Here is a 14,391-nt window from a genome sequence, read left to right on the forward strand (position 1 = left end):
GTGCGGCTGCGTACTAAAAACCAGACCTAAACGTCACGATTTCCCCGTCATTATCCGCTAGAATAGCCGGTAATAAATTTTGGCCTGAATGCTTTTGATCTGATGCACCGCTTGCATAAGCAGGAATACGTTTCGCGCCGTTAAGGTTACGTTTCATAAAAAATATCGAGTCGAATAAAAATTATGCCGAAAAAAGCCGTATCACCTGAAACCAAAGCTGCCAGTTTTGAAACATCGCTCAACGAGCTGGAGCAGATTGTGACCCGCCTGGAATCCGGTGAATTACCGCTGGAAGAGGCGTTAAACGAATTCGAACGGGGTGTGCAACTGGCACGTATCGGGCAACAAACCCTGCTACAAGCTGAACAGCGGGTGCAGATCCTCCTTAGCGACGACGCCACTGCGCCGCTTTCATCGTTCACCCCGGATGCCGAGTAGCCCTATGTCTGACACCCACTCTTCAGTTGATTTCAGCCAGCAACTCGCGGCGCATCAGCAACGGGTCAATCAGGCCCTGCTGGACTTTATTGCGCCACTGCCATTCGGTAACAGTGATTTGGTCGAAGCAATGCGTTATGGTGCCGTGCTCGGCGGTAAACGGCTGCGCCCTTATCTGGTTTATGCCACCGGCCAAATGTTTGGTCTGTCGCCCACCAATCTGGATGCCCCGGCAGCGGCCATTGAATGTATCCATGCCTATTCATTGATTCATGACGATTTGCCGGCGATGGATGACGACGATTTACGCCGTGGGCAGCCGACTTGTCATGTAAAATTTGGTGAAGCCAATGCGATTTTGGCCGGTGATGCGCTGCAAACGTTAGCATTTTCTATTCTGGCGCAAGCCCCGATGCCGGATGTGGCGGATAAAGATCGCCTGTCGATGATTGCAGAATTAGCCCATGCCAGCGGTGTCGCCGGTATGTGCGGTGGTCAGGCATTGGATCTGGAGGCCGAAGCGCGTCAAATATCACTGGAAGATCTTGAGCGTATCCACCGCCATAAAACCGGTGCATTGATTCGCGCAGCCGTGCGTCTTGGCGCATTCGCCGCAGGTGAACAGGGCCGCAAGGCACTTACGTTACTTGATCGTTACAGTGAAGCCATCGGCCTGGCCTTCCAGGTGCAGGATGATATTTTAGATGTCATCGGTGATACCGCAACCATTGGTAAACGTCAGGGATCAGACCAACAACTCGGAAAAAGCACGTATCCGGCACTTCTCGGGCTGGATTGCGCTAAAACCAAGGCAAGGGATCTTTATCAGGAAGCGATCAGCGCCCTGAATGCCTTGTCAGAGCAATCCTATAACACAGCGCCGTTGCAGGCGTTAGCCTGTTTTATTATTGAGCGTGATAATTAGAACTCTGCTGGCAGTCCGTGAATGCCTACTTAACACTTTTGATATGAGCATCGAATGAGTCTTGATATAGCCAAATACCCGACATTGGCCCTTGCACAGCATCCTGAAGAACTGCGCATGTTGCCAAAAGAGAGCCTGCCGAAGTTATGTGATGAACTGCGGCAATATTTGCTCGCCTCTGTCAGTCGCTCCAGTGGGCACTTTGCATCCGGGCTGGGTGTGGTCGAGCTAACTGTCGCGTTGCATTACGTCTATAACACGCCATTTGATAATCTGGTGTGGGACGTCGGCCATCAGGCTTATCCGCACAAAATATTAACTGGCCGCCGCGAACAGATCAGTACCATTCGCCAGAAAGATGGGTTGCACCCATTCCCGTGGCGCGGTGAAAGCGAATACGATGTACTGTCTGTTGGGCATTCCTCTACGTCGATCAGCGCAGGCCTGGGTATGGCCGTGGCCGCAGAACGTGAAGGCAAAGGGCGGCGTACCGTGTGTGTGATTGGTGACGGTGCTATCACAGCAGGTATGGCTTTTGAAGCTATGAATCATGCAGGTGATATTCACTCAGACATGCTGGTTATCCTTAACGATAACGAAATGTCTATTTCAGAAAATGTTGGCGGCCTGAATAATCATTTAGCTCAACTATTATCTGGCAAACTCTACACCAGCTTGCGTGAAGGTGGCAAAAAAGCATTTTCCGGTTTACCACCGATTAAAGACTTGCTGAAACGGACTGAGGAACACCTGAAAGGGATGGTGGTACCCAGCACCTTATTTGAAGAGTTAGGCTTTAATTATATTGGCCCGGTCGATGGCCATGATGTACAGGCATTGACGCAAACCTTGAAAAACATGCGCGACCTGAAAGGCCCGCAACTGCTGCATATCATGACCAAAAAAGGCAAAGGCTACGCACCGGCTGAAAAAGATCCCATTGGCTGGCACGCAGTACCTAAGTTTGATCCCGCCTCCGGCACCTTGCCGAAAAGTCAGGGTAGTTTGCCGACTTACTCCAAAATCTTTGGCGAATGGCTGTGTGAAACCGCCGCTAAAGACAGCAAACTAATGGCCGTTACTCCGGCAATGCGTGAAGGCTCAGGGATGGTGCGTTTCTCGCGTGAATACCCACAGCAATATTTCGACGTGGCGATTGCCGAGCAACATGCGGTCACCTTTGCTGCTGGTCTGGCAATTGGTGGTTATAAACCTATCGTTGCTATCTACTCCACTTTCCTGCAACGGGCTTATGACCAGTTAATCCACGATGTAGCCATCCAGAATCTGCCAGTACTGTTTGCCATTGACCGAGGTGGTTTGGTGGGTGCTGATGGACAAACCCATCAGGGCGCATTTGATCTATCATTCATGCGCTGCATTCCAAATATGGTCATCATGACTCCAAGTGATGAGAATGAGTGTCGTCAGATGCTGCACACCGGCTATCACCACAACGGCCCTGCGGCGGTTCGTTACCCGCGTGGTAATGGAACTGGCACGGGGCTAGAGCCATTGGCAATAATACCGATGGGTAAAGGGATCGTGCGCCGCGAAGGTAAAAAAGTGGCTATTCTGTGCTTTGGCACATTGCTCGCTCAGGCGCAAATTGTGGCCGACAATCTCAATGCCACACTGGTGGATATGCGTTTTGTGAAGCCACTGGATGAAGAGTTGGTGTTAGAAATGGCGGCCAGCCACGAGATAGTGGTCACTATTGAAGAGAATGCCATTATGGGTGGCGCAGGCAGTGGCGTGAATGAGTTACTGATGGCAAAACGCCAGCGAGTGCCCGTATTAAATCTCGGTTTACCGGATAGCTTTGTACCACAAGGTGAGCAAGATGAAATGCGAGCAGAATTTGGTTTGGATGCCGCGGGAATACAGAGTCAGATTGAAACGTGGCTGGAGTGATAACACTATCTGAAGCATAACCTCTGGCTATACCTCAGACTGCGGACAAACCCCAACGACTCGATCTTGTAAGGTGAGGACAGGCAGAAGGACGGCGCGGCTCGAGCCCCCAGGGATGGGTTTACGGCGTCTTTATGATCTGCCTGTTTTCGCCGCTATGGAGCACTTTGTTATTAATCTCTGACATAACTTCTTAGTTATGCCTTAATTTTAATAGCTATTTAATAAAATAGATCTGCTGGCCAGTAATGCCCCACGACAAAAATAATCGCAGCAGCAATCACCCCAGCAATGATGTCATCCACCATGATCCCCATGCCGCCGTGAACATTGCGATCAAACCAACGGATCGGCCAGGGCTTCCAGATATCAAAAATACGAAATGCCACAAAACCAGCGACTATCCATTGCCAATCATTAACTGGCAAAGCCATCAAGGTGATCCACATCCCGACAAATTCATCCCAGACAATGCTGCCGTGGTCATGCACCTTCATGTCTCTGGCGGTACGGTGGCAGATATAAACGCCGATGCAGATACTGAACATTACTATCAGAGAATAGAGCTGCCACGGTAGCTGAATCAATAACAGCCAGAAGGGAATGGCTGCAATTGATCCCATCGTACCGGGTGCCCACGGAGACAAACCACTACCAAAACCGGTTGCCAGCAAGTGCCAGGGGTTAGTTAACTGCAAACGGCGTTTGGCTTCATCCATGAGATTTATCCGTTGAGAAGTGATCAAAACCACGAAAATTCAGCTCTACAGGCTGCTTTTCACGAAGAAATTTAACCCCCTCCGATTGTGGCCCTATCTGACCAATACAGGTATAACCGGCCCCCGTATTGCTGAGAGCAACATCCAGCGCCCCACGGTTTATTTCTGGCACGGTAAAGCACAGTTCGTAGTCTTCCCCCCCACTCAAGGCCCAGCGTAGCGCTTGATCCGCATCAACCTGATTTTTTAGTGCATCAGAATACGGCAAATCCTCCAGCTCAATGCTGGCACCACAACCACTGGCTTTCAGGATATGTTGCAGATCAGAAATAAGCCCGTCAGAAATATCAATCGCTGAACTGGCAAGCGAGCGCAATGCCTGCCCTTGCAAAATACGCGGCTGTGGCCGCAAATGACGGTGAATTAACGCGTCCCGATCAGCCTCGTTATCAACCTGCAACTCATTTTGCAAAATAGCCAGGCCAGCAGCGCTATCTCCCAATGTACCGGTCACATAAATCCAGTCACCAATCCGGGCACCCGCGCGCGTCAATGCCCGCCCTGCGGGTACTAATCCTTGGATAGTCAGCGTCAAACTCAGCGGCCCACGGGTGGTATCACCCCCAATCAATTGCATACCGTAATAGTTTAGCTGTTCAAACAAGCTATCACTGAATGATTGCAGCCAATCTTCATTAACATTAGGTAGGGTCAGTGCCAGGGATAGCCAGGCGGGAGCGGCTCCCATAGCGGCTAAATCGCTAAGGTTTACCGCTAACGCTTTGTATCCAAGATCGGCCGGATCGATATCAGCAAGGAAATGAACACCCGACACCAGTGTATCTGTACTGATGGCCAACAGCTGTTTCTCTGCCACTGTAAGAAGTGCGCAGTCGTCTCCAATACCCAGCTCTACATCCCGGCGATGACTTTCGCACCGGTCAAAGTAGCGAGCAATGAGGTCAAATTCGCCACATGCCATAATACAATTCCAGAAAGGTTAACTGATCAATAAATTAAGGCCGGAAACCGGCCTTAATTCAAGTCGTTAATATAACGATTTACTTTTTCTTACGTACTGTGGGAGCCACTTTATCCAGCACGCCGTTGACGAACTTATGGCTATCTTCCGCACCGAAAGTTTTGGCAAGTTCGATCGCTTCATTGATTGCCACTTTATAAGGGACATCTTGACGTTTGCTCAGTTCAAACAGCGCAATACGCAGAACCGCTCTCTCAACCTGGCCTAATTCTTCGAGCTGACGGGAAAGAAATGGCTCCATTAGCGCATCCAGAGATGCGGCGTGAACGGCAACCCCAGACAGCAATTCGCGAAAATAGGCGATGTCGACATCTTTGACATCCTGCTCCGACAGGAACTGTAATTCAACATCAGCGATGTCGTTTTTAGACAACTGCCAAGAGTAAAGCGCTTGAACAGCGCACTCACGAGCGCGGCGACGAGCAGCAGGTTTCACGGAATTCCCCTTAACTTAACTAAATTCAGCCTTTAATAGCTTTGATTACATTAATCATTTCAAGTGCGGTCAGGGCAGCTTCTGCGCCTTTATTACCCGCTTTAGTGCCAGCACGCTCAATTGCCTGCTCAATACTTTCAGTGGTCAGCACACCAAACGCCACCGGAATATCGCTGTTCATGGCAACACTTGCCAAACCAGAACTCGCTTCACCAGCAACATACTCAAAGTGCGCAGTGCCCCCACGGATAACCGTACCCAGTGCAATCACCGCATCGTAACGATTTGTTTTTGCTAATACATTTGCAACTAACGGCAACTCATAAGCCCCCGGCACCCAGACAATAGTGATATTGTCATCAGATACCTGACCAATGCGCTTTAAGGCATCAATAGCACCTTCCAGCAGGCTGTCGTTGATAAAGTTGTTAAAACGCGCAATTGCAATCGCCACGCGGGCATTAGGAGTAGCAACAACACCTTCGATAACGTTCATAGCTTTCCTCAATATGGGTTCATACCCCGCAGGGGGGCGGATTCTATCATATTCTTTCACGCCCTGCCCCTGCGCATTTGTAAAACGCCTGACAAGACTATAATTGAGCGTCGGGAATTTCAGCCCGCAAACGCCGCTAGCACTTCGGTTTTAAGCGCAATCGCAGGTCAGGGCCAACCTGACGAACATCACTAAATACGAATTCGGGGGCATCCCTTAGCTGTGTTAACCCTGCCAAATGGCATAACCCGCGCGCATCGCTACCTAACAATTTTGGCGCAATATAAAGAATTAGCTCATCAACCACACCTGCCTGCAACAAGGCTCCGGCCAATTGCGGCCCAGCTTCAACCCAAATTGAATTAATCTGCCGCCTGGCTAATTGCATCATCAATAAAACCAAATCCACACCGTTATTATGGCGTGGTAGCAGCAGTTGCTCGACATTGTCAGGCCACGGCTGTTCGTCTGCGTCAACCCGAGCGAGCCAGCATGGGCCATCTTGCTGTATGACTTTATGCTCTGGCGTCACACGGTTATGGCTATCGAGTATAATTCGAACGGGTTGGCGCAATCTATCTTGAGGATACAGCGCCTGGGTTTGTGCATCTAATTCCTGCCAGCGCACAGTAAGCGAAGGGTCATCAGCTAATACCGTGGCACTGGTGCTGAGGATAGCGGCGCTTTGTGCACGAAAACGCTGCACATCCTGACGCGCCTGTGGTGAGGTAATCCACTGGCTTTCACCTGAAGCCATTGCGGTGCGGCCATCCAGCGACGCGGCCATTTTCAGTTGCAGGTAAGGGAACCCCGTGCGCATCCGTTTTAGGAAGCCACGATTAACGGCCTCCGCCTCCGCCAGCATCACACCATGATCAACAGCAATGCCTGCCTGCTTTAGTAAGTACAGCCCACGCCCGGCGACCTGCGGATTAGGGTCCTGCATGGCAGCTACCACGCGTACCACCCCTGCGGCAACCAGGGCATCGGCACAAGGCGGTGTACGCCCGTGGTGGCTACAAGGCTCTAGCGTGACGTACGCAGTGGCACCGCGCGCTTTCTCACCCGCCATGCGTAAGGCATGAACCTCGGCATGTGGTTCCCCAGCACGCAGGTGATAGCCCTCACCGACTATTTCCCCCTCACGTACCAGCACGCAGCCGACGTTGGGATTAGGTGACGTGGTAAAACGCCCCAGCCGCGCCAATTCAAAAGCGCGGGCCATATAGAATTCATCGGGCTGCATGGCTTTCCTTAATATTTATCGCGGCGCTTTATTGTTCGCAAAAATAGACTTGCGCGGCAATAGATCTTTCGATAACCAGTAAATAACGATTTGGCGCAGATTAATCCTGCAAACGGGCGATTTCTTCACCAAATTCGCGAATATCTTCAAAACTGCGATAAACCGACGCAAAGCGGATATAAGCCACTTTGTCCAAGCGTTTGAGCGCTTCCATCACCAGATTACCGACCATTTTGGTAGGCACCTCGCGCTCACCGGTGGCACGTAACTGAGATTTGATATGACTGATTGCCGTTTCGACATCATCCGAGCTGACCGGGCGCTTTTCTAATGCTTTTAGCATCCCACGCCGCAATTTATCTTCATTGAACGGTTCGCGTACTTCATCACTTTTAATCACGCGTGGCAGCACCAGTTCGGCCACTTCAAAAGTAGTAAAGCGTTCATTACAATCTAAACACTGGCGGCGACGGCGCACTTGGGAGCCATCGCTCACCAGACGGGAGTCAATCACTTTGGTGTCCACTGCGGCACAAAACGGGCAATGCATAGCGCTTCCTGATGAGTGAGCCTAAACTTGGGCACAGTTTACCGCGAACTGCCCTGACAACAAAGGGTGGATATAATAGCTCACCTCAACGCGGTGAAATATCGGTTCAAACGCGTATTTTCTGACTTCTCCTGAACCAATAGATGAGAAACCGATTCATACATAAGCAAAAAGCCCTGACACATACTGTATCAGGGCTTATCTTTTGTTCTACCGCAGACTAACGATTACGGCAGGATTGAAGGCTGATCTGCGCCTTCTTTCTCAACTTTTTGTTGCAACATATGTTCACGTTTCATACCTAATTTCAACGCCAGCGCAGAGGCTACGTAGATGGATGAAACGGTACCGATGGAAACACCGATCAGCATTGTCAGTGAGAAGCCTTGCAGCATCGCACCACCAAAGATAAACAGCATCAATACCACCATCAGCGTAGTTGCTGAGGTCATGATAGTTCGGCTCAAGGTTTGGGTCAGAGACACGTTCATGATTTCGTAAGGCGTACCGCGGCGGATCTTGCGGAAATTCTCACGAATACGGTCTGAAACCACAATACTGTCGTTGAGTGAGTAACCGATAACTGACATCAATGAAGCCACGATAGTCAGATCAACCTCAATATGGAACAACGACAAGACACCCAGAGTAATGACCACGTCATGGGCCAGAGCGATAACCGCCCCCAGCGCCAGACGCCATTCAAAACGGAAACCGACATAAACCAGAATACACAGCAACGCTATCAGCAACGCCATAGCACCTGCCTGGGCTAAATCACTGCCCACGCTTGGCCCGACGAACTCAATACGTTTCACTGAGGCATTCTTATCAACTGACTCATTGATAATAGAGATGACCTTGTTACCCAGCTCCTGCCCGGCAGTCCCGGTGGCAGGTGGCATCCGTATCATCACATCACGGGTACTACCAAAGTTTTGTAGTATTGGTGATTCAAAGCCCGCTTTTTCCAACGTGTCACGCAATTGATCAAGATCTGCGGGTTTATCCAGGCTAACTTCAATCACCGTACCACCGGTGAAATCCAGACCCCAGTTGAACCCTTTTGTGGACATAACCGCAATAGATGCTATCAATAACAGCAGCGAAACGCCGAAAGCAACATAATCCCAGCGCATAAAGTCATAGACTTTACGGCCATAGTTCAGTTGTTCAACAGTATAATCCTGTGCCACAACGTACTCCTCAAATAGACAGCTTGTTAATGCGCTTGCCGCCGTAAAGCAGGTTGACGATGGCACGAGTACCGACTATTGCCGTAAACATTGACGTTGCAACGCCGATGACGGTTGTAATAGCAAAGCCTTTAATCGAACCAGTACCCACAGCATAAAGAATAATCGCTGTGATAAGCGTCGTGACGTTGGCATCGACGATACTGGAGAAGGCACCTTTGTACCCTTCATGAATCGCTTGCTGGATCGTCCGCCCGTTCCGATACTCTTCTTTTATTCGCTCATTAATCAGTACGTTAGCATCAACAGCTATCGCCAGCGTCAGGACTATCCCGGCAATACCCGGCATGGTCAATGTCGCCCCCGGTAGCAGGGACATCACGCCCACGATCAACACCAGATTAGCCAACAGAGCAATACTGGCAATCACACCAAACTTACGGTAGTAAACCACCATAAACAGGATGGATACTGCCAAGCCCCACAAACAAGCTTCCAAACCTTGGGTAATATTCTGAGAACCCAATGTTGGCCCGATAGTGCGCTCTTCCACAATCTGGATCGGGGCAATCAACGCACCCGCACGCAGTAACAGGGAAAGCTGACGAGCTTCGGCCGGATTATCAATACCGGTGATACGGAAACTGTTACCCAAGCGCGATTGAATGGTCGCCACGTTGATAACTTCTTCCTGCTTAACCAGAATCGCCCGGCCATTGGCATCTTTTTTACCGCTGTCTTTATATTCTACGAACAGAGTCGCCATCGGCTTGCCGATATTGTCTTTGGTAAAATTAGACATCGCAGAACCACCGGCACTGTCGAGCGAGATATTAACCTGAGCCTGGTTATATTCGTCGGTGCTGGAGGTTGAATCGGTAATATGATCACCGGTCAGGATGACGCGTTTGTACAAGACAACCGGGCGGCCTTCACGCGTGTTTTTGACTTCTGAATCACCCGGTACACGGCCAGACGCAGCAACGGTAGCATCAACATTGCTGTTTACCAGACGGAACTCCAGCGTTGCCGTGGCACCAAGAATCTCTTTGGCACGCGCGGTATCCTGAATCCCCGGTAACTCAACCACGATACGATCTGAACCCTGGCGCTGAACCAATGGTTCGGCCACACCCAACTGGTTAACCCGGTTACGCAGAATCGTAATGTTTTGTTGAACAGCATATTCCCGCGCTTCACGCAGACGTTCATCGCTCATCACCGCTTTTAAGGTATTGCTACCATTGGAGCCAATAACCAGATCACGGTGGCGAGGAGAAAGGTAACTGATAGCATCGTCGCGAGTTTTATCGTCGCGAAAACGCACTTCAACACCATAGTTATCGAGCTTACGCACTGTGGCATACGGGATATTCTTCTCGCGCAAGTCAGAGCGCAAGGTATCCATCGTTTGCTCTTGCAGTTTGCCAAGTGCGGTGTCCATATCCACTTCCATCAGGAAGTGGACGCCACCACGCAGGTCAAGACCCAGTTTCATCGGCTCTGCGCCTAACCTGGCAAGCCAGGTCGGTGTTGCTGGAGCGAGATTTAGCGCGATAACGTATTTGTCCCCCATCGCAGCCATCAGTGCTTCACGGGCGCGTAGCTGGACGTCGGGATCTCTAAAGCGAGCCAGGATTGCACCGTTTTCCAGCGCAATAGACTTGCTCGCTATGTTGTCTTTTTCTAAAACGTCACGGACTTGGACCAGCGTTGTTTCACTGGCGGCGATTCCTCGCGCACCAGTGATTTGAACAGCCGGATCCTCACCATAAAGGTTGGGAAGTGCATATAGCAGACCGACGAAGATCACAACGATCAGCATCAGATACTTCCACAAAGGATAACGGTTTAACACGGCAATTCCCTTCGGGAAAATCAAAAATTACAGGGCTTTCATTGTGCCTTTCGGTAAAACGGCAGCAACGAAGTCACGCTTTATCATCACTTCAGTGGTGTCGTTCAGTGCGATAACGATATAGCCTGTTTCCGCAACTTTAGTAACACGACCCAGTAAACCACCTGTGGTCAATACTTCATCACCCTTACCGATAGAGTCCATCAGTTTTTTGTGTTCTTTAGCACGTTTTTGCTGTGGACGCAGGATCATGAAGTAAAAAATCAGACCAAATACCACCAGCATAATCACCAGGGAGTACGGGCTGCTCTGAGCCGGAGCCCCAGCGGATGCGACAGCATCGGAAATGAAAAGACTCATTAAAATTCCCTCATTGTTATCAATATCAGTAGTGTGAAATCAGTGCGATAAAACAGAAACGATCAATCGTAACTGTTAGCGCTATAAATACAAAGGCAATAATTTTAAAATCAAACGCTTAATGGTGGAACAGGTTTCCCTATCCGACCATAGAAATCTTCAACGAAGCTTTCTAATTTACCTTCTTCAATAGCCTGCCGTAAACCCGCCATTAAGCGTTGGTAGTACCGCAGATTATGAATCGTGTTGAGTCGCGCACCCAGTATTTCGTTGCAACGGTCAAGATGATGCAAGTAGGCACGGCTATAATTGCGACAAGTATAGCAATCACAATGTTCATCCAGTGTTGCTGTATCACTCTTATGCTTGGCATTACGGATTTTTACGACTCCGTCAGTGACAAACAAATGGCCATTACGGGCATTGCGGGTTGGCATCACACAGTCAAACATGTCGATACCGCGACGCACACCCTCAACCAAATCCTCTGGTTTGCCCACGCCCATCAGATAACGTGGTTTGTCCGCCGGGATCTGCGGGCAGACATGTTCCAGAATGCGGTGCATATCTTCTTTTGGCTCGCCTACCGCCAGGCCGCCCACAGCGTAACCATCAAAACCGATATCTACCAGCCCTTTTACCGACACATCACGTAAATCTTCGTAAACACCACCTTGGATAATACCGAACAATGCATTTTTATTGTTCAGTTCATCAAAACGGTCTCGGCTGCGTTTAGCCCAGCGTAATGACATTTCCATCGAACGCTTAGCATAATCCCAATCTGCTGGGTATGGCGTGCATTCGTCAAAAATCATGACGATATCAGAACCGAGATCGTACTGAATTTCCATTGATTTTTCTGGACTAAGGAAGACTTTATCGCCATTGATCGGATTTTGGAACGTCACCCCTTCTTCTTTGATTTTGCGCATTGCCCCCAGGCTGAACACCTGGAAGCCGCCGGAATCAGTCAGGATCGGGCCATGCCACTGCATGAAATCATGTAAGTCGCCGTGCAGCTTCATAATTTCCTGCCCTGGACGCAACCACAGGTGGAAGGTATTACCCAGCAAAATCTGTGCGCCAGTCTCTTTTACTTCTTCCGGTGTCATGCCTTTAACCGTGCCATAGGTACCAACCGGCATAAATGCTGGCGTTTCTACCACACCACGCTCAAAGACCAGACGACCACGACGAGCACGCCCATCCGTTGTTTGTAATTCGTACTTCACATAACCTCCAGCATTAGAGAAACAGTCTAATGTTGTTATTGCCTGATCACACAATAAATGTGACTTGAAATTTACGGGTTAACCGTCTCTTGCGGTGCCCGTGGATTACGGCTGATGAACATCGCATCGCCATAACTGAAAAAGCGGTATTGTTCTGCCACAGCTTGTTGGTATGCATTCATGGTATTTTTATAACCAGCAAAAGCAGAAACCAGCATTATCAATGTTGATTCAGGTAAATGGAAGTTGGTTATTAATGCATCCACCACCTGATAGTGATAACCGGGATAAATAAAGATTTTGGTATCGCCAAAGAAGGGGGCAATCAGGCCGTTATCGGTGGCCTTGGCAGCGCTTTCCAGTGAACGCACTGAGGTGGTGCCCACCGCGACGACTCGGTTGCCACGCGCTTTACACGCCAAAACCGCGTCGACGACATCTTGCGGCACTTCTGCATATTCGGAATGCATAATGTGCTCTTCAATGGTATCCACTCGCACGGGCTGAAATGTTCCCGCGCCAACGTGCAAAGTGACAAAAGCCATCTCAATGCCTTTTTCGCGCAGTGCGGCCAGCATTGGCTCATCAAAATGCAGCCCAGCGGTTGGTGCAGCTACTGCGCCCGGACGTTGGCTATACACCGTTTGATACAATTCACGGTCAGCATCTTCATCAGGGCGATCAATATAAGGAGGCAAAGGCATATGACCGACAGCATTAAGGATAGTGAAAACGTCCCGCTCATCGTCAAAACGTAGCTCGAATAGCGTGTCATGGCGTGCCAGCATGGTGGCTTGGATGCTCTCATCATCGCCCAACAGCAGCTCTGCACCGGGTTTCGGCGCTTTAGAGGCTTTGACATGAGCCAGTACACGGTGATCATCCAAAACGCGTTCAACTAACACTTCAAGCTTGCCGCCACTGGCTTTACGGCCAAATAAACGCGCCGGAATAACCCGCGTGTTATTGAATACCAGCAGATCACCAGGTAGTAGTTTATCCAGCAAATCAGTAAAAATGCCGTGCGTTAGTGTGCCCGTTGGGCCATCCAGAGACAATAAACGGCAGCCGCTACGCTGGGGCTGAGGGTAATGGGCAATCAGAGATTCCGGCAGCTCAAAAGAAAAATCGGCAACACGCATGGCTTTCCACTTCATATCAAAACAGACCCGACCAGCACAGATGATGGGCAGGTTCACAAAAACAGGCGGCTAGTCTAGAGCCCTCAAGGGCTGGCTGCAAGAAATAAGGAGAGTTAGCGGCTATTTGCATTATACTCAACGCATGAATTTTCTTGCTCACCTCCATCTGGCAACACTGGCTGACAGCTCTTTATTGGGTAATTTGCTGGCCGATTTTGTGCGCGGTAATCCACAAGGGGAATACTCCCCTGAGATAGTCGCTGGCATTATGATGCATCGCCGTGTTGATGTCATGACCGATACGCAGCCGTTGGTCAAAGAAGCCCGTTCTTATTTCAGTGCCGATTATCGCCGAGTTGCACCTATAACACTGGATGTTTTATGGGACCATTTTTTGGCTCGTCACTGGGATCAATTAATGCCAGACCGCACCTTGCCCGATTTTATCCTACATGCGCAAAGCCAGATTTTACCCCATTTACCACAAACACCGCCGCGCTTTCAGAACCTGAATGCCTATCTATGGTCAGAGCGTTGGTTGGAACGCTACGCTGAACTCCCCTTTATAGCGGATGTGTTACAAGGTATGGCAAGCCGCCGGCCAAAACTGGTGGCACTTGCTGGCTCTTTTGGCGACATAGAACAACACTATCAGCCGTTAGAAAATCTTTTTTTGACGTTTTATCCTGAGATGATGCAGGAAGCGCAACGCAAACAAATCTAGACAAAACCACTCAATTAGCATGGTTATAAAGACTAAGTCACTTGCGCTTTTCGTCAGAATGGGTATCTTAACAAGACTACGAATCTAAAATCGTTATAACGATAGGCAAA

The 14,391-nt window shown here is 49.7% G+C and carries 15 protein-coding genes; 4 read left to right on the forward strand and 11 right to left on the reverse strand.

Annotated elements, in window-relative coordinates:
• The first annotated feature begins 183 nt into the window (after window positions 1-183).
• Genes xseB through dxs form a run of 3 tightly spaced genes read left to right on the forward strand, consistent with a single transcriptional unit; the run spans window position 184 to window position 3,277 of the window.
• Complete coding sequence (xseB, locus tag AT01_RS07245; protein ID WP_004705478.1) at window positions 184-438, forward strand: exodeoxyribonuclease VII small subunit; 255 nt, start codon at window positions 184-186, stop codon at window positions 436-438.
• A 4-nt stretch (window positions 439-442) separates the two neighbouring features.
• A complete protein-coding gene (gene ispA / locus AT01_RS07250) occupies window positions 443-1,363 on the forward strand; it encodes a (2E,6E)-farnesyl diphosphate synthase (RefSeq protein WP_042546645.1) in 921 nt (306 codons plus the stop codon).
• Window positions 1,364-1,417: 54 nt separating this feature from the next.
• The gene (dxs, locus tag AT01_RS07255) at window positions 1,418-3,277 is read left to right on the forward strand and encodes a 1-deoxy-D-xylulose-5-phosphate synthase (RefSeq protein WP_042546646.1); all 1,860 of its coding nucleotides are present in this window, start codon (window positions 1,418-1,420) and stop codon (window positions 3,275-3,277) included.
• A gap of 221 nt (window positions 3,278-3,498) precedes the next feature.
• Here the strand turns inward: dxs and pgpA are convergent, their stop codons facing one another.
• The 11 genes from pgpA to queA form a co-directional block, all read right to left on the reverse strand.
• On the reverse strand, window positions 3,499-3,996 hold the full coding sequence (pgpA, locus tag AT01_RS07260; RefSeq protein ID WP_042546647.1) for a phosphatidylglycerophosphatase A: 498 nt from the start codon (window positions 3,994-3,996) through the stop codon (window positions 3,499-3,501).
• Complete coding sequence (thiL, locus tag AT01_RS07265) at window positions 3,989-4,978, reverse strand: thiamine-phosphate kinase (RefSeq protein ID WP_042546648.1); 990 nt, start codon at window positions 4,976-4,978, stop codon at window positions 3,989-3,991. Before thiL ends, pgpA begins: the two co-directional genes overlap by 8 nt.
• A 79-nt stretch (window positions 4,979-5,057) precedes the next feature.
• Window positions 5,058-5,474, reverse strand: coding sequence for a transcription antitermination factor NusB (gene nusB, locus AT01_RS07270; RefSeq protein ID WP_004705483.1), 417 nt, complete (start codon window positions 5,472-5,474; stop codon window positions 5,058-5,060).
• A 25-nt stretch (window positions 5,475-5,499) separates the two neighbouring features.
• The gene (gene ribH / locus AT01_RS07275) at window positions 5,500-5,970 is read right to left on the reverse strand and encodes a 6,7-dimethyl-8-ribityllumazine synthase (RefSeq protein WP_004705484.1); all 471 of its coding nucleotides are present in this window, start codon (window positions 5,968-5,970) and stop codon (window positions 5,500-5,502) included.
• 136 nt (window positions 5,971-6,106) lie between these two features.
• The gene (ribD, locus tag AT01_RS07280) at window positions 6,107-7,216 is read right to left on the reverse strand and encodes a bifunctional diaminohydroxyphosphoribosylaminopyrimidine deaminase/5-amino-6-(5-phosphoribosylamino)uracil reductase RibD (protein ID WP_004705485.1); all 1,110 of its coding nucleotides are present in this window, start codon (window positions 7,214-7,216) and stop codon (window positions 6,107-6,109) included.
• 100 nt (window positions 7,217-7,316) lie between these two features.
• Window positions 7,317-7,766: a transcriptional regulator NrdR gene (nrdR, locus tag AT01_RS07285; protein WP_042546649.1), complete on the reverse strand. Its 450-nt coding sequence runs from the start codon at window positions 7,764-7,766 to the stop codon at window positions 7,317-7,319.
• Between the two features lie 227 nt (window positions 7,767-7,993).
• Window positions 7,994-8,962, reverse strand: a complete 969-nt coding sequence (gene secF, locus AT01_RS07290; RefSeq protein WP_004705587.1) for a protein translocase subunit SecF — start codon at window positions 8,960-8,962, stop codon at window positions 7,994-7,996.
• A 10-nt stretch (window positions 8,963-8,972) separates the two neighbouring features.
• Entirely contained in the window at window positions 8,973-10,820 is a 1,848-nt protein-coding gene (secD, locus tag AT01_RS07295) for a protein translocase subunit SecD (protein WP_004705586.1), read from the reverse strand.
• Between the two features lie 27 nt (window positions 10,821-10,847).
• Complete coding sequence (gene yajC / locus AT01_RS07300; RefSeq protein ID WP_005166605.1) at window positions 10,848-11,180, reverse strand: preprotein translocase subunit YajC; 333 nt, start codon at window positions 11,178-11,180, stop codon at window positions 10,848-10,850.
• Between the two features lie 110 nt (window positions 11,181-11,290).
• Window positions 11,291-12,415 carry a tRNA guanosine(34) transglycosylase Tgt gene (gene tgt, locus AT01_RS07305; protein ID WP_042546650.1) on the reverse strand — a complete coding sequence of 375 codons (1,125 nt, stop codon included), beginning with the start codon at window positions 12,413-12,415 and terminating at the stop codon, window positions 11,291-11,293.
• A gap of 71 nt (window positions 12,416-12,486) precedes the next feature.
• Window positions 12,487-13,557 (reverse strand): tRNA preQ1(34) S-adenosylmethionine ribosyltransferase-isomerase QueA, encoded by a 1,071-nt coding sequence (gene queA / locus AT01_RS07310; protein WP_042546651.1) that lies wholly within the window; start codon window positions 13,555-13,557, stop codon window positions 12,487-12,489.
• A 142-nt stretch (window positions 13,558-13,699) separates the two neighbouring features.
• On the opposite strand from queA, the gene AT01_RS07315 reads away from it, so the two are divergent.
• Window positions 13,700-14,281, forward strand: coding sequence for an acyl carrier protein phosphodiesterase (locus AT01_RS07315; RefSeq protein WP_042546652.1), 582 nt, complete (start codon window positions 13,700-13,702; stop codon window positions 14,279-14,281).
• Window positions 14,282-14,391 lie beyond the last annotated feature (110 nt).

This window comes from Yersinia aldovae 670-83, from assembly GCF_000834395.1.
Taxonomy (GTDB): Bacteria; Pseudomonadota; Gammaproteobacteria; order Enterobacterales; family Enterobacteriaceae; genus Yersinia; species Yersinia aldovae.